Raw genomic sequence first — 25,790 nt, 5'->3', positions numbered from 1 at the left:
GGCCGGGAGAGGATAGCCATGAACCTGCACCCGAACCTTCGCCACAGCCTGCTCGCCAGCGCCCTGCTGCTGGCCGGCGGCCTTGCCCAGGCCGCCGAGCCCGAGATGGCCAAAGGGCTGCAACAGGCCAAGACCTATACCGTCTCCAGCGCGCCGATCGAGCCGCTGAAGATGGACCCGCCCAAGCTGCCCGACCTGTCCGGCTACACCGCCCAGGCCGTGCAGCAGAAGATCGACCGCCAGCACAAGGGCAAGGTCAGCGTGCGCCGCATGCTCCAGGAGGACACCCTCAAGGAGTTCATCGGCGGTGACAACAAGGGCGCCGAATGGGTCCGCCGCCAGCACGGCATCCCCCAGGCGATCTTCGTCGATGACGGCCACGTCGACCTGGTGGAGCTGAGCAAGAAGGTCCCCAGCCAGTACCTGCGTGAAACCGCACCGGGCGTGTACCTGGCGCGCCTGCCGATCGTGGTCGGGCGCAAGGGCGTGCTGGAGATCGACGGCAAGGTCAAGGAACTGCGCCTGTCCGAGGAAGGCGGTTCGTTCATCGTCAACGACGGCAAGCTGTTCGTCAGCGACACCCAAGTCACGGGGTGGCGCGAGCAGGCCAATGGCCCGGCAACCTTCCGCAAGCCCGACGAATTCCGCCCGTTCCTGCTCAGCTGGGGCGGCACCGAGACCTATATCGTCAACAGCAAGATGGCCAGCTTCGGCTACGCCAAATCCAAGTCCTATGGCGTGAGCATCTCACAGTACACGCCGAACATGGCCAAGCAGATGGGCCGCCCGGAACCCACCGGCTGGATCATCGGCTCCGAGTTCAGCGACATGTGGTACGGCTTCTACTGCTACGAGACCAGCGACTTCGTGGTCAAGGACAGCACCTACCGCGACAACATCGTCTACGGCATCGACCCCCACGACCGCTCGCACCGCCTGATCATCGCCGGCAACACCGTGTACGGCACCAAGAAGAAGCACGGGATCATCGTTTCCCGCGAGGTCAACGACAGCTGGATCATCAACAACAAGAGCTACGACAACAAGCTCTCGGGCGTGGTGATCGACCGTAACAGCGTCAACAACCTGATTGCCTACAACGAGATCTACCGCAACCACACCGACGGCATCACCTTGTACGAGAGCGGCGACAACCTGATCTGGGGCAACAAGCTGATCAACAACCGCCGCCACGGCATCCGCGTGCGCAACAGCGTGAACATCCGCCTGTACGAGAACGTCGCCATGGCCAATGGCCTGGTGGGCGTGTACGGCCATATCAAGGACCTGTCCGACACCGACCGCGACATCGCCCTCGACCCGTTCGATACCAAGGTGTCGCTGATCGTGGTCGGCGGCGAGCTGGCGGCCAACGGTTCAGGCCCGCTGTCTATCGATTCGCCGCTGTCGGTGGAGCTGTACAAGGTGTCGATGCTGATGCCGCGCAAGGCCAACGGCATCAGCTTCAACGGCGTGCTCGGCGAGCGCCAGGACGAAATCCTCGACCTGCTGGTGCGCCAGCAGAAGGCCGTGCTGATCGACCCGGTCGAACGCCAGACCGAAATGATCGACTAAGGAAGCCCAGACCATGACTCCACACCTGATGAAACTGCTGGGCCTGTCCGCCGCCCTCCTGGCCATCAGCCAGGGCGTGCGCGCCGAAGACGTCAAGGCACCGACCTTCAGCGCCGAACCGTGCTGCCAGCTGTGCCCCGAGGCCCACGACGCCAGCCGCTATACCACGCGCTACCAGCAGAACTTCACCACCCTGGTGCAAGCCCAGGGCGACTGGCTGTTCCGTACCCGTGAGGACCTGCGCACCGAGTTCGACACCACCCCGGGCGGCTACAAGCGCCTGCAGCAGGTGCACGACGCGTTCAAGAAGCGTGGCGTCGAGCTGGTGGTGGTGTACCAGCCGACCCGTGGCCTGGTGAACCGTAACATGCTCAACCCCGAAGAGAAGGCCGCCTTCGACTACCAGAAGGCCCTGCGCAACTACCAGGCCATGCTCCAGCGCTTCAGCAGAATGGGCTACAACGTGCCCGACCTGTCGCCGCTGACCAACGAGCAACTGGCCGCCGCCGACCAGGGCAAGGACTTCTACTTCCGCGGCGACCAGCACTGGACGCCCTACGGCGCCGAGCGCGCAGCGAAGATCGTCGCCGACACCGTGCACAAGATGCCGGCCTTCGAAGGCATCCCGCGCAAGGAATTCGAGACCAAAAAGTCCGGGCGCATGGGCAAGACCGGCACCCTGCACAACGTCGCCGGCCAGCTGTGCGGCACCAGCTATGCGGTGCAGTACATGGACCAGTTCGCCACCGAACCGAAGGGCGCCGCCGGCGGCGACGACCTGTTCGGCGATTCGGGCAACGCGCAGATCACCCTGGTGGGCACCAGCCACAGCGGCAAGAACTACAACTTCTCGGGCTTCCTCGAGCAGTACATCGGCGCCGATGTGCTCAACGTCGCCTTCCCCGGCGGCGGCCTGGAAGGCTCGATGATCCAGTACCTGGGCAGCGAGGAATTCCAGAACAACCCGCCGAAGATCCTGGTGTGGGAGTTCTCGCCGCTGTACCGCCTCGACCAGGAAACCATCTGGCGGCAGATCCTCGGCCTGCTCGACGACGGCTGTGACGACCGCCCGGCACAGATGAGCGCCAGCGCCACCCTCAAGCCTGGCAAGAACGAGCTGATGGTCAACGGCAAGAACGGCGTGATCAAGGACCTGGTCAACCGCAACCACCAGCTCGACATCAAGTTCGAGGACACCTCGGTGAAGGTGCTGCAGGCCACCCTGTGGTACCTCAACGGCCGCCACGAGGACATCAAGATCGAGAAGCCCGAGACCTCCGACACCGACGGGCGCTTCGTCTTCCAGATGCGCGAGGACGAAGACTGGGCAGGCCAGAACCTGCTCGCCCTGGAGGTCCAAGGGCCAGAAAGCGGTACGCAGAAAGTCGAAGCCAAACTCTGCAAACGCAACAACTTCGCCAGCCCCGCGCAGCACACCGCGCAAGCTGGCCAGTGAGGCGACCATGACCACCATAAGCAGCAAGACCGCACCCGCCCTGCTTGCCCTCGCCCTGTTCGGCGGCGCGGCGCAGGCCGCGCTGGTGCCGCCCCAGGGTTACTACGAGGGCATCGACAAGCTCAAGACCGGCGACGGCAATTTCCGCTGCGAAGCCGCGCCCAAGCCCTATACCGGCGCGCTGCAGTTCCGCAGCAAGTACGAAGGTTCGGACAAGGCCCGGGCGACGCTCAATGTCGCCTCGGAAAAAGCCTTCCGCAAATCCACCGAGGACATCACCACCCTCGAGAAAGGCGTCAGCAAGATGGTCGGCCAGTACATGCGCGATGGCCGCCCGGCGCAACTGGACTGCGCCCTGACCTGGCTCGACACCTGGGCACGCGCCGATGCGCTGATGTCCACCGATTACAACCATACCGGCAAGTCCATGCGCAAATGGGCCCTGGGCAGCATGAGCGGCTCGTGGCTGCGCCTGAAGTTCTCCAACTCGCAACCACTGGCGGCGCACCGCGCCGAAGCCGAGCAGATCGAGAAATGGTTCGTGCGCCTGGCACGCCAGACCGTGCGCGACTGGAGCGACCTGCCGCTGGAGAAGATCAACAACCACAGCTACTGGGCGGCCTGGTCAGTGATGGCCACCGCCGTGGCCACCGACCAGCAGGAGCTGTTCGACTGGGCGGTGAAGGAATACAAGGTCGGCGTCAACCAGGTCGACGAGCAGGGCTTCCTGCCCAACGAGGTCAAGCGCAAGCAACGCGCCCTGGCCTACCACAACTACGCCCTGCCGCCGCTGGCGATGATCGCCAGCTTCGCCCAGGCCAACGGCGTGGACCTGCGCAAGGAAAACAACTTCGCCTTGCAACGGCTTGGCGAAGGCGTGCTGGCCGGTGCCCGCGACCCTGTTCATTTCAACACCCGCGCCGGCGTGAAGCAGGACCTCAAGGACCTGAAGATCGACAGCAAGTACGCCTGGCTCGAGCCGTGGTGCGCGCTGTACCAGTGCGTCGGCGACACCCTCGAGCGCAAGCATGACATGCAGCCGTTCAACAGCTTCCGGCTGGGTGGCGATGTGACGCGGGTCTATGACCCGAGCGCGGAATCGAAGAAGTAACACGATCCCTGTAGGAGCGGATTCATCCGCGATGGCGTCAGCAGGCCCACAACCTCTGCCATGACGATCGCAATCGCGGATAAATCCGCTCCTACCTGGACCAAGGTGCCGCCTGCATTTTCGTGGGGGGTTTGGGGGGCGCTGTGCCCCAGGTGCTGTGCATAACTAGGAGAACCGGGATGGTCTTCTCGTCCAACGTGTTCCTGTTCCTGTTCCTGCCGGTTTTCCTCGGCTTGTACTACGTGAGCGGGAATCGCTATCGCAACCTGCTGCTGCTGGTTGCCAGCTACATCTTCTACGCCTGGTGGCGGGTGGACTTCCTCGCCCTGTTCGCCGGGGTCACCCTGTGGAACTACTGGATCGGCCTGAAGGTCGGCGCCGCCGGCGTGCGCACCAAGCCCGCGCAGCGCTGGCTGCTGCTCGGCGTGGGCGTCGACCTGTGCATCCTCGGCTACTTCAAGTACGCCAATTTCGGGGTGGACAGCCTCAACGCGATCATGACCTCGATGGGGCTGGAGCCGTTCATCCTCACCCATGTGCTGCTGCCGATCGGCATCTCGTTCTACATCTTCGAGTCGATCAGCTACATCATCGACGTGTACCGCGGCGACACCCCGGCCACGCGCAACCTGATCGACTTCGCGGCCTTCGTGGCGATCTTCCCGCACCTGATCGCCGGCCCCGTGCTGCGCTTCAAGGACCTGGTCGACCAGTTCAACAACCGCACCCACACCCTGGACAAGTTCTCCGAAGGCTGCACCCGCTTCATGCAGGGCTTCATCAAGAAAGTGTTCATCGCCGACACCCTGGCGGTGGTCGCCGACCACTGCTTCGCCCTGCAGAACCCCACCACCGGTGATGCCTGGCTCGGCGCCCTGGCCTACACCGCGCAGCTGTACTTCGACTTCAGCGGCTACAGCGACATGGCCATCGGCCTGGGCCTGATGATGGGCTTCCGCTTCATGGAGAACTTCAAGCAGCCCTACATCAGCCAGTCGATCACCGAGTTCTGGCGGCGCTGGCACATCAGCCTGTCGACCTGGCTGCGCGACTACCTGTACATCACCCTGGGCGGCAACCGCAAAGGCACCTTCAACACCTACCGCAACCTGTTCCTGACCATGCTGCTGGGCGGGCTGTGGCACGGCGCCAACTTCACCTACATCATCTGGGGCGCCTGGCACGGCCTGTGGCTGGCCATCGAGCGCGCGCTCGGGCTGGACACCAACCCGCAGCGTTTCAACCCGGTGAAATGGGCCTTCACCTTCCTGCTGGTGGTGGTCGGCTGGGTGATCTTCCGCGCCGAAAACCTGCACGTGGCCGCGCGCATGTACGGCGCGATGTTCAGCTTCGGCGACTGGCAGCTGTCGGAAATCAACAGCGCCCAGCTCACCGGCCTGCAAGTGGCCACGCTGGTCGTCGCCTACCTGAGCCTGGCGTTATTCGGCCTGCGCGACTTCTACCGCAATGCCAAGCCAACGCCAAAGGCCACGCCGGTGCAAATCAACGCCGACGGCTCGGTGGGGCTGGACTGGACGCGGATCATGACCCGCGCCCTGGTCCTGCTGCTGTTCGTCGCCTCGGTGCTCAAGCTCTCGGCGCAGAGCTACTCCCCGTTCCTGTACTTCCAGTTCTGAGGCCTGAATCATGAACCGGACACTTCGCATCACCTATTCGCTGTCGTTCATGGGCCTGCTGGTCGGGCTGGGCGCATGGTCGGTCGGCGGGCTGGAAAGCTTCAACCGCACCGGGCAGATGACCCTGCTCGACGGCAAGCTGGCCAAGGCCGCCGAAACCCACTACGACGAGCAATTCCCGATCAAACGCGTCGGCACCAACCTGTGGGCCGCGCTGGACTTCAAGCTGTTCAACGAAGGCCGCCCCGGCGTGGTGCTGGGCCGCGACCAGTGGCTGTTCACCGACGAGGAATTCAACCCCACCGCCGGCGCGCAGCAACAGATGCAGGACAACCTGGCACTGGTGCGTGGGGTTCGTGACACACTGCAACGCCAGGGCGTGCAGCTGGTGCTGGCGATCGTCCCGGCCAAGGCCCGCCTCTATTCCGAATACATCGGCAAGGAGACGCCAGCCAGCCTGCACGACGACCTGTTCAACCAGTTCCACGCCCAGGCGCGCCAGGCCAATGTATTCGCCCCTGACCTGCTGGCGCCGCTGGAGCAGGCCAAGGCCCGCGGCCAGGTGTTCCTGCGCACCGACACCCACTGGACGCCGATGGGCGCCGAAGTGGTCGCGCAATCGCTGGCCGAAGCCGTCGACCGCCAGCAACTGCTCACCGGCGAGCCACAGGCGTACATCACCGAGGCCGGCGCCAGCGCGCCGTACAAGGGCGACCTGACCAACTTCCTGCCGCTGGATCCGCTGTTCAGCAACCTGCTGCCCACCCCCGACACCCTGCAACAACGCAAGACCCACCCGGTACAGGCCGAGGGCGCCGAGGGTGGCGACGCGCTGTTTGACGACAGCCGCATCCCGGTGGCGCTGGTAGGCACCAGCTACAGCGCCAACCCGCACTGGAACTTCCTCGGCGCCCTGCAGCAGGCCCTGCGCAGCGACGTCGCCAACTACGCCGAAGACGGCCACGGCCCGTTGCTGCCAATGCTCAAGTACCTGCAAAGCGACGCTTTCAAAAATGCCCCGCCACAAGTCGTGGTGTGGGAATTCCCTGAACGGTATCTGCCCATGAAGAACGACCTCAGCGCCTTCGATCCGCAGTGGATCGCACAGCTGAAGAACTCCCGCAAATCCGAAGAAAACCTGGCCCTGTCGTCCAACCGGACGGACCACTGAAGATAGAGAGGAACACGCACATGACCACCAAGACTTCCATTGCCAAAGCCCTCACCCTCGCCGCCGGCCTGTCCCTGGCCTCGATGCAGGCCTTCGCCGGCGCCGATGCCGCCCTCTATGGCCCGAGCGCGCCGAAGGGCTCGACCTTCGTGCGCCTGTACAACGCCGCCAGCAGCCCCACCGCCGCCAGCGTCGGCAACACCCAGATCAAGCAGGTCGGCGCCCAGGCCAGCAGCGACTTCAGCTTCCTGCCCGGTGGTGACTACACCGCCCAGGTCGGCGGCAAGAGCGTCCCGGTCAAGCTGGCCGCCGACAAGTACTACACCCTGGTCAACAACAACGGTGGCAACCCGCAGCTGATCGAGGAGCCACCGTTCAAGAACAAGCAGAAAGCCCTGGTGCGGGTGCAGAACCTCAGCGACCAGCAACTGACCCTGAAGACCGCCGACGGCAAGACCGAAGTGGTCAAGCCGGTGGCCGCCAAGGGCCGTGGCGAACGTGAAATCAACCCGGTCAAGGTCAACCTTGCCCTGTATGCAGGCGACAAGAAAGTCGGCGACGTCAAGCCCGTCGCCCTGGAGCGCGGCGAAGCGGCCGTGCTGTATGTCACTGGTTCCGGCAGCAGCCTGTCGCCGGTGTGGGTAACTCGCCCCGTGGCTAGCAACTGATCCCCCTGCCTCTAAACGACTATTGGAGAAACATGATGATCCCGGTAATTCTTTCTGGTGGTAGCGGTTCGCGTCTGTGGCCTCTGTCGCGCAAGCAGTTCCCCAAGCAGTTCCTGGCCCTGACCGGCGAACACACCCTGTTCCAACAGACCATCGAACGCCTGGTGTTCGATGGCATGGACACCCCCATCGTGGTCTGCAACAAGGACCACAAGTTCATCGTCCAGGAGCAGCTGGGCGCGCTGAAGCTGGAAACCCAGGCCATCCTCATGGAGCCGTTCGGCCGCAACACCGCGCCGGCAGTGGCCATGACTGCGATGAAGCTGGTCAACGAAGGCCGTGACGAACTGATGCTGGTGCTCCCGGCCGACCACGTGATCGAGGACCAGAAGGCCCTGCAGCGCGCCCTGGCCCTGGCCACCGTGGCCGCCGAGCGCGGCGAGATGGTGCTGTTCGGGGTGCCGGCGACCAAGCCAGAGACTGGCTACGGCTACATCCGTTCCAGCCAGGATTCGCTGCTGCCCGAGGGCGTGGCTCGGGTCGCGCAGTTCGTCGAGAAACCCGACGAGAAACGCGCCAACGAGTTCGTCCGCGCCGGCGGCTACTTCTGGAACAGCGGCATGTTCCTGTTCCGCGCCAGCCGCTTCCTGGAAGAGCTGAAAAAGCACGATCCGGACATCTACGACACCTGCCTGCTGGCCCTGGAGCGCAGCGACGAAGACGCCGATGTGCTGAGCATCGACGAAGCCACCTTCGCCTGCTGCCCGGACAACTCCATCGACTACGCGGTGATGGAGAAGACCCAGCGCGCCTGCGTGGTGCCGCTGTCGGCCGGCTGGAGCGACGTGGGCTGCTGGTCGTCGCTGTGGGACGTGCACGAGAAGGACGACAACGGCAACGTCACCAAGGGCGACGTGGTGGTACAGGACAGCCACAACTGCATGATCCATGGCAATGGCAAGCTGGTGTCGGTGATCGGCCTTGAGAACATCGTGGTGGTCGAAACCAAGGATGCCATGATGATCGCCCACAAGGACAAGGTCCAAGGCGTCAAGCAACTGGTCAACACCCTCGACGCCCAGGGCCGAACCGAGACCCAGAATCACCTCGAGGTCTACCGCCCGTGGGGCTCGTACGACTCGGTGGACATGGGCGGGCGCTTCCAGGTCAAGCACATCACCGTCAAGCCGGGCGCCAGCCTGTCGCTGCAGATGCACCACCACCGCGCCGAGCACTGGATCGTGGTGTCCGGCACCGCCGAGGTGACCTGCGACGAGAACGTGTTCCTGCTCACCGAGAACCAGTCCACCTACATCCCCATCGCCTCGGTGCACCGCCTGCGCAACCCGGGCAAGATCCCGCTGGAGATCATCGAGGTGCAGTCCGGCAGCTACCTGGGCGAGGATGATATCGAGCGCTTCGAGGATGTGTACGGGCGAACTTCCACGCCGGTGGAGCGTGGGGTTTCGGTGAAGACCATCGCGCAGTAAGCCTGGGGCACCTTCGCGGGGCAAGCCCGCTTTCACGCAGTTTTACGGCGTGGGAGCGGGCTTGCCCCGCGATTGCGTTTTGGAGGCCTACCCAATTTGCAGCTACGATGGTCAAACCCCCGCCACCAAGGCCTGCCCCACCATGATCATCGGTGCCCTGCTCATCCTCACCTGGCTGGTCCTGCTGCTGCGTTACCCGGCCAAGGCCTTGCCGATTTCCCTGGCCGCCGTGTGCGGGCTGGGCTTGGTGGCGCTAGGCGTGGTCTGGCAGGACACCCGCGAGGCCTCGCAGCTGGCGCGCCTGGACATTCGCCTGAGCTACGCCCCCGACCAGTGCCCCGCCGACCGCGCCCTGCAGGTGCGCATGAAGAACGGCAACAAGGCGCCGCTGACCGAGCTGCGCTGGCGCGTGGCCGCCTATGCCCCCGGCGATACCGTGAACCTTGCTGAGAATACCTATGCAGCACCCCGCTATCGTGGTCCCGGCGAATTGCAGCCGGGCGTCGAGTGGAGTGATTGCCTGCCGGTGCCGCCGCTGCGCTCGGGGTATCGGCCGCAGACCCTGGAGTTTCGTGCCGAGCATCTGCAAGGTACATTCGCCAATTGATTTATTGCCTGTACCGCCCTATCGCTGGCAAGCCAGCTCCCACAGAGGCTTCGGTGATCCCTGTGGGAGCTGGCTTGCCAGCGATAGGGCCGAGGCACCTATTACGACTCTTCCAGACCTGAGGCCCGCCCCATGCCCACCGTCCTCATCACCGGTTGTTCCAGCGGCATCGGCCGCGCCCTGGCCGACGCCTTCCGCGATGCCGGCCACGAAGTCTGGGCCACCGCCCGCAAGCCCGACGACGTCGACGCCCTGCTCGCCGCCGGCTTTGCCGCACGGCAACTGGATGTGAATGACGGCGAGGCACTGACCCGCCTTGCCGACGAGCTGGAAGACCGCCACGGCGGCCTCGATATCCTCATCAACAACGCCGGCTACGGCGCCATGGGCCCGCTGCTCGACGGCGGTGTCGAGGCCATGCGCCAACAGTTCGAAACCAACGTCTTCGCCCTGGTCGGCGTAACCCGCGCGCTGTTCCCGCTACTGCGCCGCTCGCGTGGGCTGGTGGTGAACATCGGCAGCGTCTCGGGCGTGCTGGTCACCCCGTTCGCCGGCGCGTACTGCGCGTCGAAGGCAGCCGTGCACGGGCTGACCGCTGCCTTGCGCCTGGAACTGGCGCCGTTCGGTATCCGGGTGATGGAAGTGCAGCCGGGGGCGATCGCCTCGCAGTTCGCCAGCAATGCCCAGCAACAGGCCGAGCAGGTACTGGCGAGCGATTCCCCATGGTGGCCGTTGCGCGAACAGGTACAGGCCCGGGCGCGGGCGTCGCAGGACCGGCCGACCTCGGCGGCGGTGTTTGCCCAGCGCCTGCTGGCCGCCACACGCAAGTCGCCAGTGCCGGCGCTGGTGCGTATCGGCAATGGCAGCACGGCGCTGCCATTGATGGCGCGGGTGCTGCCACAGAGGTTGCTGGATTGGGTACTGCGCAAACGCTTCGGTCTGTTGCGACCGCTCTGACGACACAAGGCATCGTGGGAGCGGGCTTGCCCCGCGATGCGTTTCAAACCTGATCGAACGCCTGCCAGCCGCCGCCCAGCGCCTTGTATAGCCCGACCAGCGCCTGCGACACCGCCGCCGAACTGTCGATCCACTGCTCCTCGCTGGCCAGCAGCGCACCCTGCACCGTCAGCACATTGAGAAAGTCCACCGCCCCTTCCACATACTGGCGCTGCGCTGTCTCCAGGGCGATGCGGTTCTGCCGCACCGCCTCGGCCAGGTGATCACGGCGCAGCTGGCTGGCGTTGTACAGGCGCAGCACGTCGTCGATCTCGTGCCAGGCACCAAGCACCACCTTGCGGTAGTTCAGCGCCGCCTCCTGCTGCTGCGCCTCGCGCAGCTCCAGGGTGCCCTTGAGCCGCCCGCCCTCGAAGATCGGCAGCGACAGTTGCGGGCCGAAGGCGAACCGGCGTGAATCCCAACCACCGAAATCGGACAGTTGCATGGCCTGGAAACCGACACTCCCGGACAAACGGATGCTCGGGTAGAAGTCCGCCTTGGCCACGCCGATGCTGGCGGTGGCGGCATGCAGGCGGGCCTCGGCCTGGCGAATGTCCGGCCGGCGCTCGGCCAGCTCCGAAGGCACGCCAATGGCGAAGCGCTGCTGCGGCGCGGGCAGCTCGCCACCTTGCAGCAGCTCACGCTGCAGGCTGCGTGGCGGTTCGGCAGCGAGCAGGCCGAGGGCGTTGATCAGGTCGTCGCGACGGGCCTCCAGAGTCGGCAGGCGCGCCTCGATCGAAGCGACCTGGGCGCTGGCCTGGGCTACGTCGAGGCGGGTGGCGACCCCTTCCGCCTGGCGGCCTTCGGACAACTTCAGGCTGTGGCGGGCGACCTTGAGGTTGTCCTGGGTAATGTCCAGGGTGTGCTGCACGGCACGCAACTGGATGTAATTGCCGGCGGTTTCCGCAAGCAAGGCCAGCAGCACGCCCCTGCGATCGTTCTCCGCCACCGCCACGCTCGCGTCGGCGGCCTCGACCTGGCGGCGCACACGCCCCCACAGGTCCAGTTCCCAGCCGGCCACCAGGTCGCCTTGCCAGAGGTTGTACGCCGACTTGCCAGACTTGCCGGACGGGTCGTTCAGCCCCTCGGCGCTGTTGCGCGCACGGCTGTACCCGGCGTTCACGTCCACCGCCGGCAGCTCGTCCGCCGCCACGCTGCTGCGCAGTGCGCGGCTTTGCAGCAGACGTGCACTGGCCATGCGCAGGTCGAGGTTGCGCTCGGTGACCTTCTGGATCAGCGCACTCAGGCGCGGGTCATGGAAGCTGTCCCACCAACGCAACTCCAGCGGTTCGGCCACCGGCTGGCTGGCCGCGGCGGCGCCTTGCAGCTCGGCCCAGTCCTTGGGCGCCTCGCTGTCCGGGCGCCGGAAGTCCGGGCCGAGGGTGCAGCCGGCCAGCAGCATGGCCAGCAACAGAGGGCTCAGGCGTCTCATCGCGCAGTCACCTCTTTGCCGGCCAGCGTGTCGCCGTGGGTATCGATGGTCGCTTCCACCGACATGCCCACGCGCAGGCGCGCCAACAGCGGCTGGCCGCCATCGAAGACGATCTTCACCGGAATACGCTGCACCACCTTGGTGAAGTTGCCGGTGGCATTGTCCGGCTTCACGGCGGCGAAGGTCACCCCGGTGGCCGGGGCGATACTCTCGACACGACCGTGGAGTTGTTCGCCGGAGAAGGTATCGACGCTGATACTCACCGGTTGCCCCGGTTGCACATGGGTCAGTTGGGTCTCCTGGAAGTTGCCGACGATATAGGCGCGCTCCAGCGGCACCACCGACAGCAGCCGCGCCCCTGGGTTGACGTAAGCCCCGATGCGCAGGGCGCGCTCGCCGACCATGCCGTCGAGCGGCGCGGTGATGCGGGTGTAGGACAGGTCCAGCCGGGCTTTTTCCAGCCCGGCTTCGGCACGCTTGAGCTGGCCATCGGCGCTGGCCACCTGGGCGCTGAGGATATCCACCTGCTTGCGCGTGGCCAGCAGCGCCGCCTGGCTGTTGGCCAGCCGCGCGCGGGCCTGGTCGACGCCGCTGCGTGCCTGCTGGGCATTCTGCACGGTGCCGGCGCCCTGCTCGGCCAGGCGGCTGTAGCGGGTCACCTCATGGTCGGCGAAGGCCGCCTCGGCCTGGGCTGCCTTCACCGCCGCCTCGGCCTGGGCGATCAACGAGGCCTGGCGCTCGAGCGTAGCGCGGGCATCCAGGCTCTGCGCCCTGGCCACCAACAGTTGCGCCTGGGCGGCGTCGAGCGCGGCCTGGTAATCGCGCGGATCGATGGTCGCCAGCAACTGGCCGGCACTCACCTGCTGGTTGTCCTCCACCAGCACCTCCTTGATGAAGCCCGCCACCTTCGGCGCCACCACCGTGTAGTCGGCGGTCACGTAGGCATCGTTGGTGCGCTGGCGATGATCGCTGCCGAACATCCAGGGGCCGACCAGGGCGGCGAGCACGGCCACGGCGAGTGCCGAACCGATGAAGAGCGTCTTGCGGTTGTTGGTCATCTTTCTATCTCGAATTCAGCCCCGGCTTCAGGCCACCGCACGCGGCGGGAAGATCCGGGTAGGCACGAAGGGGATCAGGCAGATCATGGCGACGGCGATACCCGCCATCACCAGGTACAGGTCGGCCGAGGTCAGCACCAGGGCCTGTTCATGGATGCGCTTGGCCAGGCCAGCGGCGTTGTCGTCGATCAGCGGCGCGTTGCCCAGGCTGTCGACCAGGTGGTTGGAATGAAAATGCCGGCGCAGGGTGCCAAGGGCGTCGAGCAGGCCGCCGGCGATCACCGCCGACAGGCCCTTGACCGTGTTGAACCAGGCGGAGGCGAACGGGCCTTCCTGCGGGGTCATGCCATTGGTGGAGAGCATCAGCAGGGGCAGCACCGCCATCGGCTGGCCGAAAACCTGCAGCAGGTAGAAGGGGTAGAGGTCGCCGCGAATCCACTGTGAGGTCAGCAAGCTGCTCCCCACGCACGACGCCGCCAGCATCGCCAGGCCCGCCGCCAGCACCCAACGGCAGTCCACCGCGCGGATGTTGCACAGCGCCGCGGTGAGCGGCAGGGCGAGCAGTTGCGGCATGGCCACAAGCATCATCAGCGGACTGGTCTGCGCCGGGCGATAGCCCTGGATCTGCGCCAGGTACGCCGAGGGGATGCTGCCCACGCCGGACAACACCACCAGTACACCGGCCAGGGTCACCAGGGCGAAGCTCAGGTTGCGCCGCGAGAGCATGCGCAACTGGAAGAACGGCAATGGCTCGGACCACTCGTTGTACATGAACAACACCAGCAACAGCACACCGCCACCGAGCAGCCAGCAGATCAGCGGCGAGTCGAACCAGCCCCAGCGGTCGCCCAGCGACAGGCCGAGGACTATGCAACTGATCGCCGGCAGGCCAAGCAACACCCCGCGCCAGTCCAATTGCCTGAAGCGTTCCAGGCGCAACGGATCCTGGGGCAGGCCCCAGCCGACACAGGCGATTGCCAGCAGCGACGGCAGGATGATCTGCCAGAACGCCCACTGCCAGCCGACGTACTCGGTCCACAGGCCAGCCAGCGGCGTGCCGAGGTTCGGCCCGAAGGTGGCGGTCAGGGCATAGCAGGCCAGGCCATAGACCTTGATGCCCGGTGGCAGGAAGCGCAGCGCCACGCTCATCAGCATCGGCGGCAAGGCGCCCGAGGCGAAGCCCTGCAGCACACGCAGCAACATCAGGCTGTGCAGGTTGGGGGCGAAGGGTTGGATCAGGCCGAGCACGGCAAACAGGCCGACGGCGGTCATGGTGAAGCGGCGCAGCGAGAAGGTGGTGGCCAGCCACGGCGCGAAGGCCATGGCCGAGACCGAAGCGGCGCTGTACACCGCCAGCAGCCAGGCGCCTTCGTCGGCGCCGATGCCCATGGCGCCACGGATGTCGCTCAGGGAAATCTTGGTCACCGCCTCGTTGAGCCCGGCGCACAGTACCGCCAGCAACACGCCGAACAGCCCGACCACCACCCGCAGGCCGAACGCCGTCTGCGCGGGGGCGGCCGGCGCAGGGGCGGCGGCCAGCGCAGCGGAAGGCGCGGTCAGGGAACTCATGGATAGACATCTCCAGCAACATTTTAGGGGCTGGGGGAAGTCTAAGAAGGTCGAATGCTGACGAAAACTGACTTGTTGGCAGCTTTATGTTGCGCCAGACGCAATCCAGGCTAAATGCTGCAAGCTAGCATCTCCTCCTTTGGGAGCAACTGTCTTGTGTTGCTTGTAATGGCCTCATCGCTGGCAAGCCAGCTCCCACAAGGATCGCGCTTGGCCTGAGGACGGCGCGGTCGGGGTGGGAGCCGGCTTGCCGGCGATGGACCGCGCAGTGGTCCTCATCAAGGATCGATGCTGCCGCAGGCCTTCAACGTCTGCCGCAACCAGCGGTGCGCCGGGTCATTGTCGAAGCGCGGATGCCAGGCCTGCATCACGTTGACCTTCTCCAGCGGCACCGGGATCTCGAACGAACGCAACGGCAGCTTCAAGCGCTGCACACTGTTGAGGATATTGGCCGGTATCGGCAGGATCAGGTCCGAATCCGGCAGCGAGAACATCGCCGAATGGAAGCTGGTGGTGATCAGCGCCACTCGCCGCTCCACCTTGCAGTTGGCCAGCGACACGTCGATCGGCCCGTTGGCGCGGCCACGCCGGGACACGCTGATCTGCGGGTAGGCGGCAAAACGCTCGGGGGTGATCGCGGCATCGAAGATCGGGTGATCCTCACGGGCCAGGCCGACGAAGTAGGTATTGAACAGGCTCTGCACCTTGATCTCCGGCCCCAGTTCGATGGCCGAGCTGATGATCAGGTCGATCTGCCCGTTGCGCAGCACCGCATCGTCATCGCCACTGCCCTCGGGCACGAAGCGCAGCACCGTGCGCGGCGCCTGGGCCAGCATCATGCGCAGCAACTGTGCGCCATACAGGGCAATGAACAGGTCGTTGGTGCGGATGTTGAAAGCGCGGTCGAGGTTGACCAGGTCGACGGCATCGCGGCTGCGAAACACCAGGCCAGCCTGCTCCACCAAGCCATGCACCTGTTCGCGCAGGGCCAACGCTCGCGGTGTCGGCACCAGGCCACGGCCGGCACGCACCAGGATCGGATCGCCCATGGCCTCGCGGATTCGCCCGAGGGTCCGACTCATTGCCGCCGGGCTCAGGTTCATGCGCTGGGCGGCACCGACCACGCTGCCTTCGTCGAGCAGCACATCGAGGGCGACGAGCAGGTTCATGTCCGGGAGTTGCATGGCCGTTTTCCGTGACAGCTGTGGGAAACGCGATGGTAACAGGTTGGCCGATTGCGTCTGACGCAATGGCGCCGTGCGTGGGGGACCATTTATCCCTAGAGGTCAATGAATCGACAATGGTGTGGCCTCACCGTTGGCAAGCCGCGGCGGCGAAGCGCAGCGCCTGCAGGCAGCGCATCTCCCTGTGGGCGCCGCGGTTCGCCGTTGCGACTTGCCGGCGATGAGCGCAGCACTGCCATCCATTCTCCAAAGGATTGCCCATGCCCCATCCGGTTCTGATCGCCATCGACGCCTCCCCGGCAGCCACCAGCCTGCTCACCCTCGCCCAGCGCTACTGCCGCCCCGGCGAGCACACCCTGCATGTGCTGCTGGCCATCGACTCGACCTTCGCCGTGCACGACCACCGCACGGCCTACACCGAAGATGAGTTGGAGGAATACCCCGCCGCCTGCGACGAACAGCAACAGGCCGAGCACGCGGTGAACAGCGCCGTGAGCATGCTGCGCGACGCCGGCTTCGACAGCCTGGGCTGCATGGTCACCGGCCAGCCGGTGGAGGCGATCATCGCCAAGGCCCGGGAGCTAGAGTGCGAACTGGTCATCATCGGCCACCGCCACCTGTCACGGCTAGGCAGGCTGCTCGATCCGTCGATCAGCGCCAAGGTGATCGACCGGGTGAAGGTGCCCGTGCTGGTCGGGGCAGCTTGAGCCAGAAAACCGTTGATCAGCCAGTACACACGAGGTAATGCAACTGCATTGACCAGGTAATGCACTCGCATTACCGTGACCGATATTACCCCTCGCGGACTGACGACAATGGCTACTACCTTCGAAGCGGAATCGACCCTGACCGAGCGCTACCAGACAACGGTCCCCGAAACCGTTCGCCGCGCGTTGGGCCTGAAAAAGCGTGACAAGATTCACTACTCGATCCGCCCTGACGGAGCAGTGATACTGACCCGCGCAGAGACAGCCGAGGAAGACCCTGCCGTGGGGCAGTTCCTCGAATTCCTGGAACGGGATATCGCCACGAACCCGCAACGTTTGAAGGTTGTCGATGCAGAGCTCGTCGCTCGCCTGGATGCACTGGTTGGCGACGTTGAAATCGATCTCGATCAACCTCTATCGGCGGACGATGAATGACTGAAACGAGGCGCAAACCTCTATGCGTGCATGGCTGGAGTGTGTTCGCCCACCCCCTCTTTCTCGACAAGCTCGAGGCGCTCATCGATGAAGTCGAAGTGCTTCAGAGGAAAGATCCGGTCGGGTATGTGAAGAAAAATGCGGCAAAACGATTGAAGGCCATCAGACGCTTGGCCTTCGACGTCATTGCCCAGGCGCCCGGCAACCCGGACCATCGCATGGGCGGCACACTGGGCGCGGAACACAAGCACTGGTTCCGTGCCAAGTTCTTCCAGCAATATCGTTTGTTTTTCCGTTATCACGCATCCAGCAAGATCATCGTGCTGGCGTGGGTGAATGATGACAACAGCAAACGCGCTTACGAGAGCAGCGATGACGCCTACCGAGTGTTCCGCCGCATGCTGGGTAACGGACACCCGCCTGACGACTGGGATCAGCTGTTGCAGGAAGCTGCTGCGGCAACAGCCCGATTCAACGCCACCCTCAAGCGCTGACATTTGCCCGCCAATTTATCGATGGCGTCAGCGCGAGGACTGGATCAGCCCTCGCTCGGCTTGACCACCACGGTACACGTTGTCCCCGCCGCCAGCAGGAACCCTTCCGGCACTTCATCGATATGGATCCGCACCGGCACCCGCTGCGCCAGGCGCACCCAGTTGAAGGTCGGGTTCACATCGGCGATCAGCTCGCGACTCTGCGGGTTGTCGCGGTCGTAGATCCCTCGTGCGATGCTCTCCACATGCCCTTTGATGCGCTCGCCGCTCATCATCTGCAGTTCGGCCACGTCCCCTACCTTGACGTGGGGCAGCTTGGTTTCCTCGAAGAAGCCGTACACCCAGAATGACTGCTCATCCACCACCGCCATCACCGCCTCGCCGGTGCGGGCGTAATCGCCCTTGTGGATGTTCAGGTTGGTCACGTAGCCATCGACGGTGGCAACGATCTGCGTGCGCTTGAGGTTCAGTTCGGCGGCGGCCAGCTCGGCCTGGGCATGCTGGTAGTCGGCCAGCGCGGAGCTGGCGATGTTGCTGGCGTCGTCGCGGTTCTCTTTCGAGATCACCAGGTTGTCCATGTCGGCGCGGCGCCTGGCGTTGACCTTGCGCATTTCCCAGGTGGCCTTGCGCGAGGCAACCAGCGCCTTGGCCTGCTCCACCGCCAACTGGTAGTGCTCCGGGTCGATGCGGATCAGCACGTCGCCCTTCTTCACCCGCTGGTTGTCCTTTACCGGCACTTCCACCACATAGCCCGGCACATCGGCGGCAACGTTGATGATGTCCGCGCGCACCCGGCCGTCGCGGGTCCACGGCGTGGTCATGTAGTGCAGCCACAACTGGCGGCCGATCACCACGGCAGCGGTCAGCACCAGCAGGGTGGCGATCAGGCTGAAGAACTTTTTCATTGCAGGATTCTCACCAGTAGAGCGACAGCGCCAGGGCGCCGAACAGGCAGACGAACAGGCTCAGGCGCAGCAGCGCCGGGTGCCAGAAGAAGCGGTAGCCATCATGGCTGGCGATGAACCGGTCCAGGCCCCAGGCCAGGCCCAGGGCGAACAGGAACATCAAGGTCATGGTGGGCATGTACACGCCATGGAAGGCGATCTCGCGGGGCATGGTTTCACGGAGCATCGTGCGATCCTTTCGCCGGAGCCAGCGGCGACTGTGGGTCGAGCAGGGAAGAACGGATGAAGTGCAGGTAGCTCTGCGCCCGGCGCAGCACCGAGGTGTCGAAGTGCCGGGCGAAAGGTTCGTCGGTGGCCTGCACGCGGCTGATGGCATGGTCCACCGCCACCAGCGCGCGTTCGTGGTTGCTGGCGCTGGGCTGCAGGAACAACCGCGCCAGGGCCCGGCCCATGACGCGGATGGCCTGGCGCCACGGCTGCGACTCGGCGTAGGCCGGGTGCACCGGGGCGCGGGCCTGCTCCTTGCGCAGCTCGATGATGGCGTGGCCGATCTCCAGCACGGTGAACATCCAGCCCATCAGTTGGCTCTGTACCTGCGGCTTGCCGGCGGCCAGGCCGTAGGCCTGGTGCAGCAGGTCGCGGGTACGGCTTTCGAAGGCCGAGCCCAGGCCGCGCAGGCGCCCGCCTATGGCGAACAGCACCTGCTCGCGCAGCTCCTGCTCCAGCCGGCTCCACAACCAGCGGCTGTTGGGCGGCAGGATGATCGCCCCGGCCGCGGCACAGACGAACATGCCGATGACCATGCCGATGTAGTCGTTGATGAAGGTATAGGGGTCGTAGACCGTCAGGTTGTTCGGCACTGAACCGATGGCAAAGAACACCAGCAGGCCCAGGCCGTAACCGGCATAGGCCGGGCGCGAGGCGAGGAACGCACCGAGCACGAACACTGGCGCCAGGACCATGCACAGCAGCGCGAAGCCATCGATCCAGGGGAACACGAAGAACGTCTCGAAGAAGCCGACGAAGGCGCCGATCGCCGTGCCGCAGGCCATCTGGAACGCCATGCGCTTGGGGTTCGGCGATGCCGCCGACAGGCCCACGGTGACCGTGGCGATCAGGGTCATCATGCCGCCACTGGGCCAGTCGCTGAGCAGCCAGTAGCTGCCCAGCAGCAACAGCACCGCCGAGGCGCGCACCCCAGCGGCAAGCGATACCAGCCAGCTGGTCTGGGCCACATAAGGTTCATCCCACTGTTCGCGTTCGTGCTTGTGCACGGCCAGCGAGGCGTGGGTCTCGGCGTAGCTGTACATCTCGTCGACGAAGCGGTAGAGCAGCTCGAAGGCGGTATGAAAATCGAGCAGGTCAGCCTCGCTGGGGTTGGTCTGCAGATACTCGGCACGCAGACCACGCACCTGGGCCTGCAGGCCTTCCTTGTAGGTGCCCAGCTCCAGGGCCAGGCGCAAGGCGTCAGCGTCGGTCAGCGCCCGGCCGACATAGGGCTGCAGCAGCTCGGCCAGGGTTTGCAGGCCGGGTTCGATGGCGCCGACGATCTGCAGCGGGCCACGGGCGCGCAAGCGCTCAAGCAACCGGTGCAGGGCGTTGAAACGCGTGGTGATGGCCATGAACTCGCTGTTCATGCGCACCAGCCGGCCGGAGCGCCGGCGCATGTGCGGGTCTTCGAAGGCGGTGACGTTGCGCAGGCTCTCAAGGCCCACCGCCTCGGCAACGAAGCGCACATTGCTGGTCTCGAAACGGTCGCGCTGGCTGTCGCCGCGCAGGGCCTCGACCACCACCCCGGCGAACACGCCAAAGCGCTGGTACAGGGCGTTGCGCATGGCGGCACTGGCCGACTGCGGCAGGATCGCGGCGCTGACGAAGGTCGAAACGAGAATCCCCAGGGCGATCTCCAGCACCCGCCACACCGCCGCCATGAACGCCTGGTCGGGGTGCTGCAGCACCGGCAGGCCGATCATCGCCGCGGTGTAACCGGCCAGCACGAAACCATAGGCACGGAAGGTCCGATAGCGCATGGCACCCGCCGAGCACAGGCCGACCCACAGAGCCAGGCTGGGCAGGAACAGCTCGGTGTTCTGCGGGAAAATCGCGATCAGCGCGATCATCATCGCCGAGCCGGCCAGGGTGCCGAGCACCCGGTAGAAACTCTTGGCGAACACATGGCCGCTCTGCGGCTGCATGACGATGAACACGGTGATCATCGCCGTGCGCGGCTGCGGCAGCTCCAGGCGCATGGCCAGCCACAGGGTGATGAAGGCGGCGGCCAGGACTTTGAAGATATAGACCCAGGTGACGCCGTCGGTACGCGCCCAGGCAAAGAACCCCCGGCGCCACTCCAGGCTCTGCAGCCAGCGCAAGGGCAAGCTCGATGTGCTCATTCGGCGTGGTCCGGCGTGTCGAAGATGGCCAGGGTGGCGGGTGTTTTCGGTGCGGCCTGGCGCTCTTGATCGGGCACATCCTTGCCCGCCTCCAGGCCGCCGCCCAGGGCAGTGACCAGTTCGGCATGGGCCACCAGGCGCGCGGCCTGCACTTGCTGCTGCACCTGCTGCTGGCGGAACAGCAGGGTCTGGGCATTCAGCACGTTGAGGTAATCGGTGAGCCCGCGCTGGAAGGCGACGGTGGCGATGTCGTAGGTCTTCTGCGCGGCGGCCACGGATTCGGCGGCGAAATGCGCCTGCTCCTTCATCGACTCGCGGCGGATCAGTTGGTCGGAGATGTTCTGCAACGCGCCGATCACCGTCTGGTTGTAGCGCGCCACGGCCACGTCATAGCCCGCCGAGGCCACGCCCAGCTGCGAGCGCAGGCGACCACCATCGAAGATCGGCAGGCTGATGGCCGGCCCGACGTTGTAGTTGAACTTGCGCCCGGTGAGGAACTCCAGCGGGCCGCCCCCGGTGGCCATGAAGCCGAGGCCGCCGACCAGGTCGACATTGGGGAAGAACCCGGCGTGGGCCACGTCGATACCACGGGCCTGGGCCGCCACCTGCCAGCGGCTGGCGACCACGTCGGGACGCTGCCCGACCAGTTCGGCGGGCAGGTTCGAGGGCAGTTTCAGCGGCGCAGCGAGGGTCAGGGTCGGGCGTTGCAGCTTCGCACCCTCCCCCGGCCCCTTGCCGGCCAGGGCGGCCAGCTGGTTGCGGGCCAGGGCGATCTCTTCGTCGAGGCTGTCGATCTGGCGGTGGGTTTCCGGCAGCGGCGCCTCGGCCTGGCTGACTTCGAAATGGGTACCGATGCCACCGTTGAGGCGACGCTTGGCCAGGGCGACGATCTGCTCCTGCTGCGCAAGCTCCGCCAGCACGATATCGCGCCGGGCGTAATGCAGGCTGAGCTGGATGTAGGCGCGCACCACGTTGTTCTCCAGCTCCAGCTGGGCCTGGCGCGCCTCGGCGGCGCTCATGTGCGCCTGGTCCACGGCCTGCTCGCTGGCATTGCGCTCGCGGCCCCACAGGTCCAGGGCGTAGCTCAAGCCGATGGCGGCGTTGTTGTCCCAGGTGTTGGCGCCGGACAGCGCGCCGGGGCCGTAGAACTGATCCTCCGGCCAGTTGTGGCGCTTGAGGGTGGCGTTGCCGTTGGCCTGCAGCTTTTCCGCCGACTCGACCACGCCTGCCATGGCCTTGGCTTCGCGCACCCGCGCGGCGGCCATGGCCATGCTCGGGCTGCCGGCCAATGCCAGTGCGACCCAGTCGTTCAACTGCGCGTCGCCATAGGCGCGCCACCATTGCTGGGCCGGCCAGTGGGCGTCGCGCGCAGCCTCACGGATGGCGTCGTCGGTGGTCAGTTGGTTGGCTTGGAGGGTCTTGCTCTGCGGGGCGATGCCCCAGGTTCCGATACAGCCGCTCAAGGTGAGACAAAGGGCACAGGCACTGAGCGCGCTAAGCGCTCTGATGTTGCGACGCGGCACAGCTGCGATTTCCCGAGGAAGAGGTGGAGGGGCCGGGCAATTCTAGGGGCGGGTTTCATTGGCGATAAGCGTATATTCCTGCGAATCTTTGTTACCAAAACAGCGATAATCCGGCTTTAGTCGAAAGCGAAACAGCGTTACTTCATGTCACAATTTTGTCCTCTAAACCGAGAGTGACCCATGGACACCCTGCAAAACATGCGTGCTTTCAGTTGCGTGGCCCAGCTCGGCAGCTTCACCGCTGCCGCGGCGCAACTGGATACGACCACCGCGAACGTGTCGCGGGCGGTCTCCAACCTGGAAGCCCATCTGCAAACCCGCCTGCTCAACCGCACCACCCGGCGCATCGCGCTGACCGAGGCCGGCAAGCGCTACCTGATGCGCTGCGAACAGATTCTTACCTACGTCGAAGAAGCCGAGGCCGAGGCCAGCGATGCCCATGCCCGCCCCGCCGGGCAGCTGAAGGTGCATTCGATGACCGGCGTCGGCCAGCACTTCGTGGTCGACGCCATCGCCCGCTACCGCGAATCGCACCCGGACGTGACCTTCGACCTGACCATGGCCAACCGCGTGCCCGACCTGCTCGACGAGGGCTATGACGTGTCGATCGTGCTGGCCAGCGAGCTGCCGGACTCGGGGTTCGTCTCCCAGCGCCTGGGCATCACCTACAGCATCGTCTGCGCCGCGCCCGACTACGTGGCGCGCCACGGCTTCGCGCACAAGCCCGCCGACCTGCTCAAGCATGCTTGCCTGCGCATGGTCAGCCCGGTGATCCCGCTGGAGAAATGGCTGTTCGACGGCCCCGAGGGGCAGGAAGTGGTCAACATCACCACCTCGCCGTTCCAGGTGAACTCCGCCGATGCGATGAAGACCGCGATCCGCAGCGGCATGGGCGTGGGCGTGCTGCCGATCTACACCGCCATCGATGGCCTGCGCGACGGCAGCCTGGTGCGGATCCTGCCGCAGTACCGCCTGCAGGAGCTGAACCTGTATGCGATCTACCCGTCGCGCCAGTACCTGGATGCGAAGATCAAGACCTGGGTCGAGTACCTGCGCAACTCGCTGCCGGAGATTCTCGCCGCCCACGAGGCCGACCTGAAAACCCACGAGCTGCTGATCGCCAACTGAAAAAGCCGGTGCATTCGGGCGGGGGACAATGGTAGGTTGCTAACCATTGATTTCAGCGTCTGGCAGAGAGGTTCATGAGAGGGCTTGGCCCTCTATCGCGGATAAATCCGCTCCTACAGGGTCATGAGTTTCCTGTAGGAGCGGATTTATCCGCGATGGGCCGCAACGCGGCCCCCTCTGCGCAGATCCCGTCCTTGCACCTTGCAGAGAAGCAGCCCGATGAAAAAGACCGTCCTGGCCTTCAGCCGCATCACCCCGGCCATGGCCGAGCGCCTGCAACACGACTTCAACGTGATCGTGCCCAACCCCAAGCTGGGCGACATTGCCGCCCAGTTCAACGAAGCGCTGCCCGAGGCCCACGGCCTGATCGGCGTCGGCCGCAAGCTGGGCCGGGCGCAGCTCGAAGGCGCGGGCAAGCTGGAGGTGGTGTCCAGCGTCTCGGTCGGCTACGACAACTACGACCTGGACTACTTCAACGAGCGCGGCATCGCCCTGACCAACACCCCCGACGTGCTCACCGAAAGCACCGCCGACCTGGGCTTCGCCCTGATCATGGGTTGCGCCCGGCGCACCGCCGAGCTGGACGCCTGGACCAAGGCCGGCCACTGGCAGGCCACCGTCGGCCCGGCGCAGTTCGGCTGCGATGTGCACGGCAAGAAACTGGGCATCGTCGGCCTGGGCAACATCGGTGCGGCCATCGCCCGGCGTGGCCGTTTCGGTTTCAACATGCAGGTGCTGTACACAGGCAACAGCCGCAAGGCCGCGCTGGAACAGGAGTTGGGCGCGCAATTGCGCAGCCTGGATGAGCTGTTGGCAGAAGCCGATTTCGTCTGCCTGGTGGTGCCGCTGTCCGACGCCACCCGCAAGCTGATCGGCGCCCGCGAGCTGAAGCTGATGAAGCCCAGCGCGTTCCTGGTCAACATCGCCCGTGGCCCGGTGGTGGACGAAGCGGCACTGGTCGAGGCACTGCAGGAGGGCACCATTCGCGGCGCCGGCTTGGATGTGTACGAGAAGGAACCGCTCGGCGATTCGCCGCTGTTCAAGCTGCCCAACGCCCTGACCCTGCCTCACATCGGCTCGGCCACTGCCGAGACTCGCGAAGCCATGGCCAACCGGGCCATCGACAACCTGCGCTCGGCATTGCTGGGCGAGCGGCCGCAGGACCTGGTGAATCCGCAGGTGTGGAAAGGCTGAGCCGTTCAACCCGAGGTACTGGCCCGGTCGCAGCCCGCTCCCACTGCAGACTGCGACAGGGCGCCATTACTTGACTGCCAGTTCCCCTTCCACAGGCCTGGGCTTCGGCTTGCGAAACACCAGCACATTCCCCGCCATCACCGCCACCAGCCCCAACAACGCCGGCGCTGTCCACTGATAGCCCTCGGCGAACGCCGACACATTCAACGCCACCAGCGGGAACAGCACGGTGCAGTAGGCGGCCCGCTCCGGCCCCATGCGCCCGACCAGGGTGAGGTAGGCGGTAAAGCCGATCACCGAGCCCGGGATCACCAGATACAGCAGCGAGCCGATGTAACGCGTGTTCCACTCCATATCGAAGGGGATGCCCCTGAGCAGGCAATACCCCGCCAGCATCGACGCGCCGTAAACCATGCCCCAGGCATTGGTGGTCATGGGTTTGAGCCCGGCCTTCTGCTGCACGCTGGAGAGCATGTTGCCTGCAGAGAAACACAAGGTACCAAGCAGCGCCAAGCCCAGGCCATAAAGGGTTTCGCGGCTGGCGGCATGATGGGAAAGCTCCGGCCAGAACAACAGCCCCAAGCCCAGCAGCCCCATGGCCCCGCCGCCAAGCACGTTGGCGGCGATTTTCTGGCCGAAGAAGATCCGTGCATTGATCGCGTTCCACAGGGTGGCGGTGGAGAACACCACGGCGATCAGGCCGCTGGCGACCCACTGGCTGGCGGTGAGGAAGCACATGAAGTTGACGCAGAACAGACAAAGGCCCTGGGCCAGGCACACCAGGTGGCCACGCCGGTTCATCGGCTGCAGGCGGCGGGTGAGCAACAGCAAGGCGAACAGGATCAACCCGGCCAGGGCGAAGCGGTAGACGATCGACACCGGGATGGCGACCACCCCCAGTTGCAGCTTCAGGGCGATCCAGGTGGTGCCCCAGATCAGGACGGTAAGCAGGTAGAGCGACAGGTTCACGGGCATTCCTCCAGACAGTCGACTTGGGGCCGCTTCGCGGCCCATCGCTGGCAAGCCAGCTCCCACAGGAACAGCACATGCCTTCACC

At 65.3% G+C, this 25,790-nt stretch carries 23 protein-coding genes; 14 read left to right on the top strand and 9 right to left on the bottom strand.

All coding sequences use genetic code 11. The features are described from left to right. Nucleotides 1-18: 18 nt before the first annotated feature. The 9 genes from algG to CCOS191_RS04555 all read left to right on the top strand — a co-directional run bounded on the left by algG (nucleotide 19) and on the right by CCOS191_RS04555 (nucleotide 10,672). Nucleotides 19-1,575 carry a mannuronan 5-epimerase AlgG gene (gene algG, locus CCOS191_RS04595; protein ID WP_046854234.1) on the top strand — a complete coding sequence of 519 codons (1,557 nt, stop codon included), beginning with the start codon at nucleotides 19-21 and terminating at the stop codon, nucleotides 1,573-1,575. Between the two features lie 13 nt (nucleotides 1,576-1,588). Then, the gene (locus CCOS191_RS04590) at nucleotides 1,589-3,031 is read left to right on the top strand and encodes an alginate O-acetyltransferase (RefSeq protein WP_046854233.1); all 1,443 of its coding nucleotides are present in this window, start codon (nucleotides 1,589-1,591) and stop codon (nucleotides 3,029-3,031) included. 7 nt (nucleotides 3,032-3,038) lie between these two features. Further along, on the top strand, nucleotides 3,039-4,142 hold the full coding sequence (locus tag CCOS191_RS04585) for a mannuronate-specific alginate lyase (protein WP_046854232.1): 1,104 nt from the start codon (nucleotides 3,039-3,041) through the stop codon (nucleotides 4,140-4,142). A 179-nt stretch (nucleotides 4,143-4,321) separates the two neighbouring features. Next, a complete protein-coding gene (locus CCOS191_RS04580) occupies nucleotides 4,322-5,779 on the top strand; it encodes an MBOAT family O-acyltransferase (RefSeq protein WP_046854231.1) in 1,458 nt (485 codons plus the stop codon). Nucleotides 5,780-5,789: 10 nt separating this feature from the next. Beyond that, a complete protein-coding gene (locus tag CCOS191_RS04575) occupies nucleotides 5,790-6,950 on the top strand; it encodes an alginate O-acetyltransferase (protein WP_046854230.1) in 1,161 nt (386 codons plus the stop codon). 20 nt (nucleotides 6,951-6,970) lie between these two features. Then, nucleotides 6,971-7,618 carry an alginate O-acetyltransferase AlgF gene (locus tag CCOS191_RS04570; protein ID WP_046854229.1) on the top strand — a complete coding sequence of 216 codons (648 nt, stop codon included), beginning with the start codon at nucleotides 6,971-6,973 and terminating at the stop codon, nucleotides 7,616-7,618. Nucleotides 7,619-7,653: 35 nt separating this feature from the next. Then, the gene (locus tag CCOS191_RS04565; protein ID WP_046854228.1) at nucleotides 7,654-9,108 is read left to right on the top strand and encodes a mannose-1-phosphate guanylyltransferase/mannose-6-phosphate isomerase; all 1,455 of its coding nucleotides are present in this window, start codon (nucleotides 7,654-7,656) and stop codon (nucleotides 9,106-9,108) included. Between the two features lie 142 nt (nucleotides 9,109-9,250). Next, nucleotides 9,251-9,715 (top strand): hypothetical protein, encoded by a 465-nt coding sequence (locus tag CCOS191_RS04560; RefSeq protein ID WP_046854227.1) that lies wholly within the window; start codon nucleotides 9,251-9,253, stop codon nucleotides 9,713-9,715. Between the two features lie 132 nt (nucleotides 9,716-9,847). After that, nucleotides 9,848-10,672 (top strand): SDR family oxidoreductase, encoded by an 825-nt coding sequence (locus CCOS191_RS04555; protein ID WP_046854226.1) that lies wholly within the window; start codon nucleotides 9,848-9,850, stop codon nucleotides 10,670-10,672. A 43-nt stretch (nucleotides 10,673-10,715) separates the two neighbouring features. On the opposite strand, the gene CCOS191_RS04550 is transcribed toward CCOS191_RS04555, so the two are convergent. The 4 genes from CCOS191_RS04550 to CCOS191_RS04535 all read right to left on the bottom strand — a co-directional run bounded on the left by CCOS191_RS04550 (nucleotide 10,716) and on the right by CCOS191_RS04535 (nucleotide 15,954). After that, on the bottom strand, nucleotides 10,716-12,143 hold the full coding sequence (locus CCOS191_RS04550) for an efflux transporter outer membrane subunit (RefSeq protein WP_046854225.1): 1,428 nt from the start codon (nucleotides 12,141-12,143) through the stop codon (nucleotides 10,716-10,718). Then, on the bottom strand, nucleotides 12,140-13,201 hold the full coding sequence (locus CCOS191_RS04545; RefSeq protein WP_046854224.1) for an HlyD family secretion protein: 1,062 nt from the start codon (nucleotides 13,199-13,201) through the stop codon (nucleotides 12,140-12,142). Before CCOS191_RS04545 ends, CCOS191_RS04550 begins: the two co-directional genes overlap by 4 nt. A gap of 27 nt (nucleotides 13,202-13,228) precedes the next feature. Continuing rightward, the gene (locus CCOS191_RS04540; RefSeq protein WP_046854223.1) at nucleotides 13,229-14,770 is read right to left on the bottom strand and encodes an MFS transporter; all 1,542 of its coding nucleotides are present in this window, start codon (nucleotides 14,768-14,770) and stop codon (nucleotides 13,229-13,231) included. A 278-nt stretch (nucleotides 14,771-15,048) separates the two neighbouring features. After that, nucleotides 15,049-15,954: a LysR family transcriptional regulator gene (locus CCOS191_RS04535; protein ID WP_046854222.1), complete on the bottom strand. Its 906-nt coding sequence runs from the start codon at nucleotides 15,952-15,954 to the stop codon at nucleotides 15,049-15,051. Nucleotides 15,955-16,214: 260 nt separating this feature from the next. On the opposite strand from CCOS191_RS04535, the gene CCOS191_RS04530 reads away from it, so the two are divergent. From CCOS191_RS04530 to CCOS191_RS04520, 3 genes are all read left to right on the top strand, one after another. Next, entirely contained in the window at nucleotides 16,215-16,661 is a 447-nt protein-coding gene (locus CCOS191_RS04530; protein WP_046854221.1) for a universal stress protein, read from the top strand. Nucleotides 16,662-16,769: 108 nt separating this feature from the next. After that, nucleotides 16,770-17,096 (top strand): type II toxin-antitoxin system PrlF family antitoxin, encoded by a 327-nt coding sequence (locus CCOS191_RS04525; RefSeq protein ID WP_046854220.1) that lies wholly within the window; start codon nucleotides 16,770-16,772, stop codon nucleotides 17,094-17,096. Beyond that, entirely contained in the window at nucleotides 17,093-17,590 is a 498-nt protein-coding gene (locus CCOS191_RS04520; protein ID WP_046854219.1) for a type II toxin-antitoxin system YhaV family toxin, read from the top strand. Before CCOS191_RS04525 ends, CCOS191_RS04520 begins: the two co-directional genes overlap by 4 nt. Before the next feature lie 44 nt (nucleotides 17,591-17,634). Here CCOS191_RS04520 and CCOS191_RS04515 read toward each other — a convergent pair whose 3' ends face one another. The 4 genes from CCOS191_RS04515 to CCOS191_RS04500 are packed head-to-tail and all read right to left on the bottom strand — an operon-like array spanning nucleotide 17,635 to nucleotide 22,411. Further along, a complete protein-coding gene (locus CCOS191_RS04515) occupies nucleotides 17,635-18,495 on the bottom strand; it encodes an efflux RND transporter periplasmic adaptor subunit (RefSeq protein WP_046854218.1) in 861 nt (286 codons plus the stop codon). A gap of 10 nt (nucleotides 18,496-18,505) precedes the next feature. Then, nucleotides 18,506-18,706, bottom strand: coding sequence for a DUF1656 domain-containing protein (locus tag CCOS191_RS04510; RefSeq protein ID WP_008097766.1), 201 nt, complete (start codon nucleotides 18,704-18,706; stop codon nucleotides 18,506-18,508). 4 nt (nucleotides 18,707-18,710) lie between these two features. Continuing rightward, nucleotides 18,711-20,888: an FUSC family protein gene (locus CCOS191_RS04505; RefSeq protein ID WP_046854217.1), complete on the bottom strand. Its 2,178-nt coding sequence runs from the start codon at nucleotides 20,886-20,888 to the stop codon at nucleotides 18,711-18,713. Beyond that, nucleotides 20,885-22,411, bottom strand: coding sequence for an efflux transporter outer membrane subunit (locus CCOS191_RS04500; RefSeq protein ID WP_046854216.1), 1,527 nt, complete (start codon nucleotides 22,409-22,411; stop codon nucleotides 20,885-20,887). The genes CCOS191_RS04505 and CCOS191_RS04500 overlap by 4 nt, the downstream gene beginning before the upstream one ends. Nucleotides 22,412-22,591: 180 nt before the next feature. Here CCOS191_RS04500 and CCOS191_RS04495 point away from each other — a divergent pair, with 180 nt between their 5' ends. Together CCOS191_RS04495 and CCOS191_RS04490 are read left to right on the top strand one after the other, a co-directional pair. Further along, entirely contained in the window at nucleotides 22,592-23,539 is a 948-nt protein-coding gene (locus tag CCOS191_RS04495) for a LysR family transcriptional regulator (protein WP_046854215.1), read from the top strand. A gap of 219 nt (nucleotides 23,540-23,758) precedes the next feature. Beyond that, nucleotides 23,759-24,733: a 2-hydroxyacid dehydrogenase gene (locus tag CCOS191_RS04490; protein WP_046854214.1), complete on the top strand. Its 975-nt coding sequence runs from the start codon at nucleotides 23,759-23,761 to the stop codon at nucleotides 24,731-24,733. 66 nt (nucleotides 24,734-24,799) lie between these two features. On the opposite strand, the gene CCOS191_RS04485 is transcribed toward CCOS191_RS04490, so the two are convergent. Further along, nucleotides 24,800-25,702 carry a DMT family transporter gene (locus CCOS191_RS04485; RefSeq protein ID WP_046854213.1) on the bottom strand — a complete coding sequence of 301 codons (903 nt, stop codon included), beginning with the start codon at nucleotides 25,700-25,702 and terminating at the stop codon, nucleotides 24,800-24,802. Nucleotides 25,703-25,790 lie beyond the last annotated feature (88 nt).

Source organism: Pseudomonas sp. CCOS 191 (genome assembly GCF_001007005.1).
Taxonomy (GTDB): domain Bacteria; phylum Pseudomonadota; class Gammaproteobacteria; order Pseudomonadales; family Pseudomonadaceae; genus Aquipseudomonas; species Aquipseudomonas soli.
This window is presented reverse-complemented; position numbering and strand designations above follow the sequence as displayed.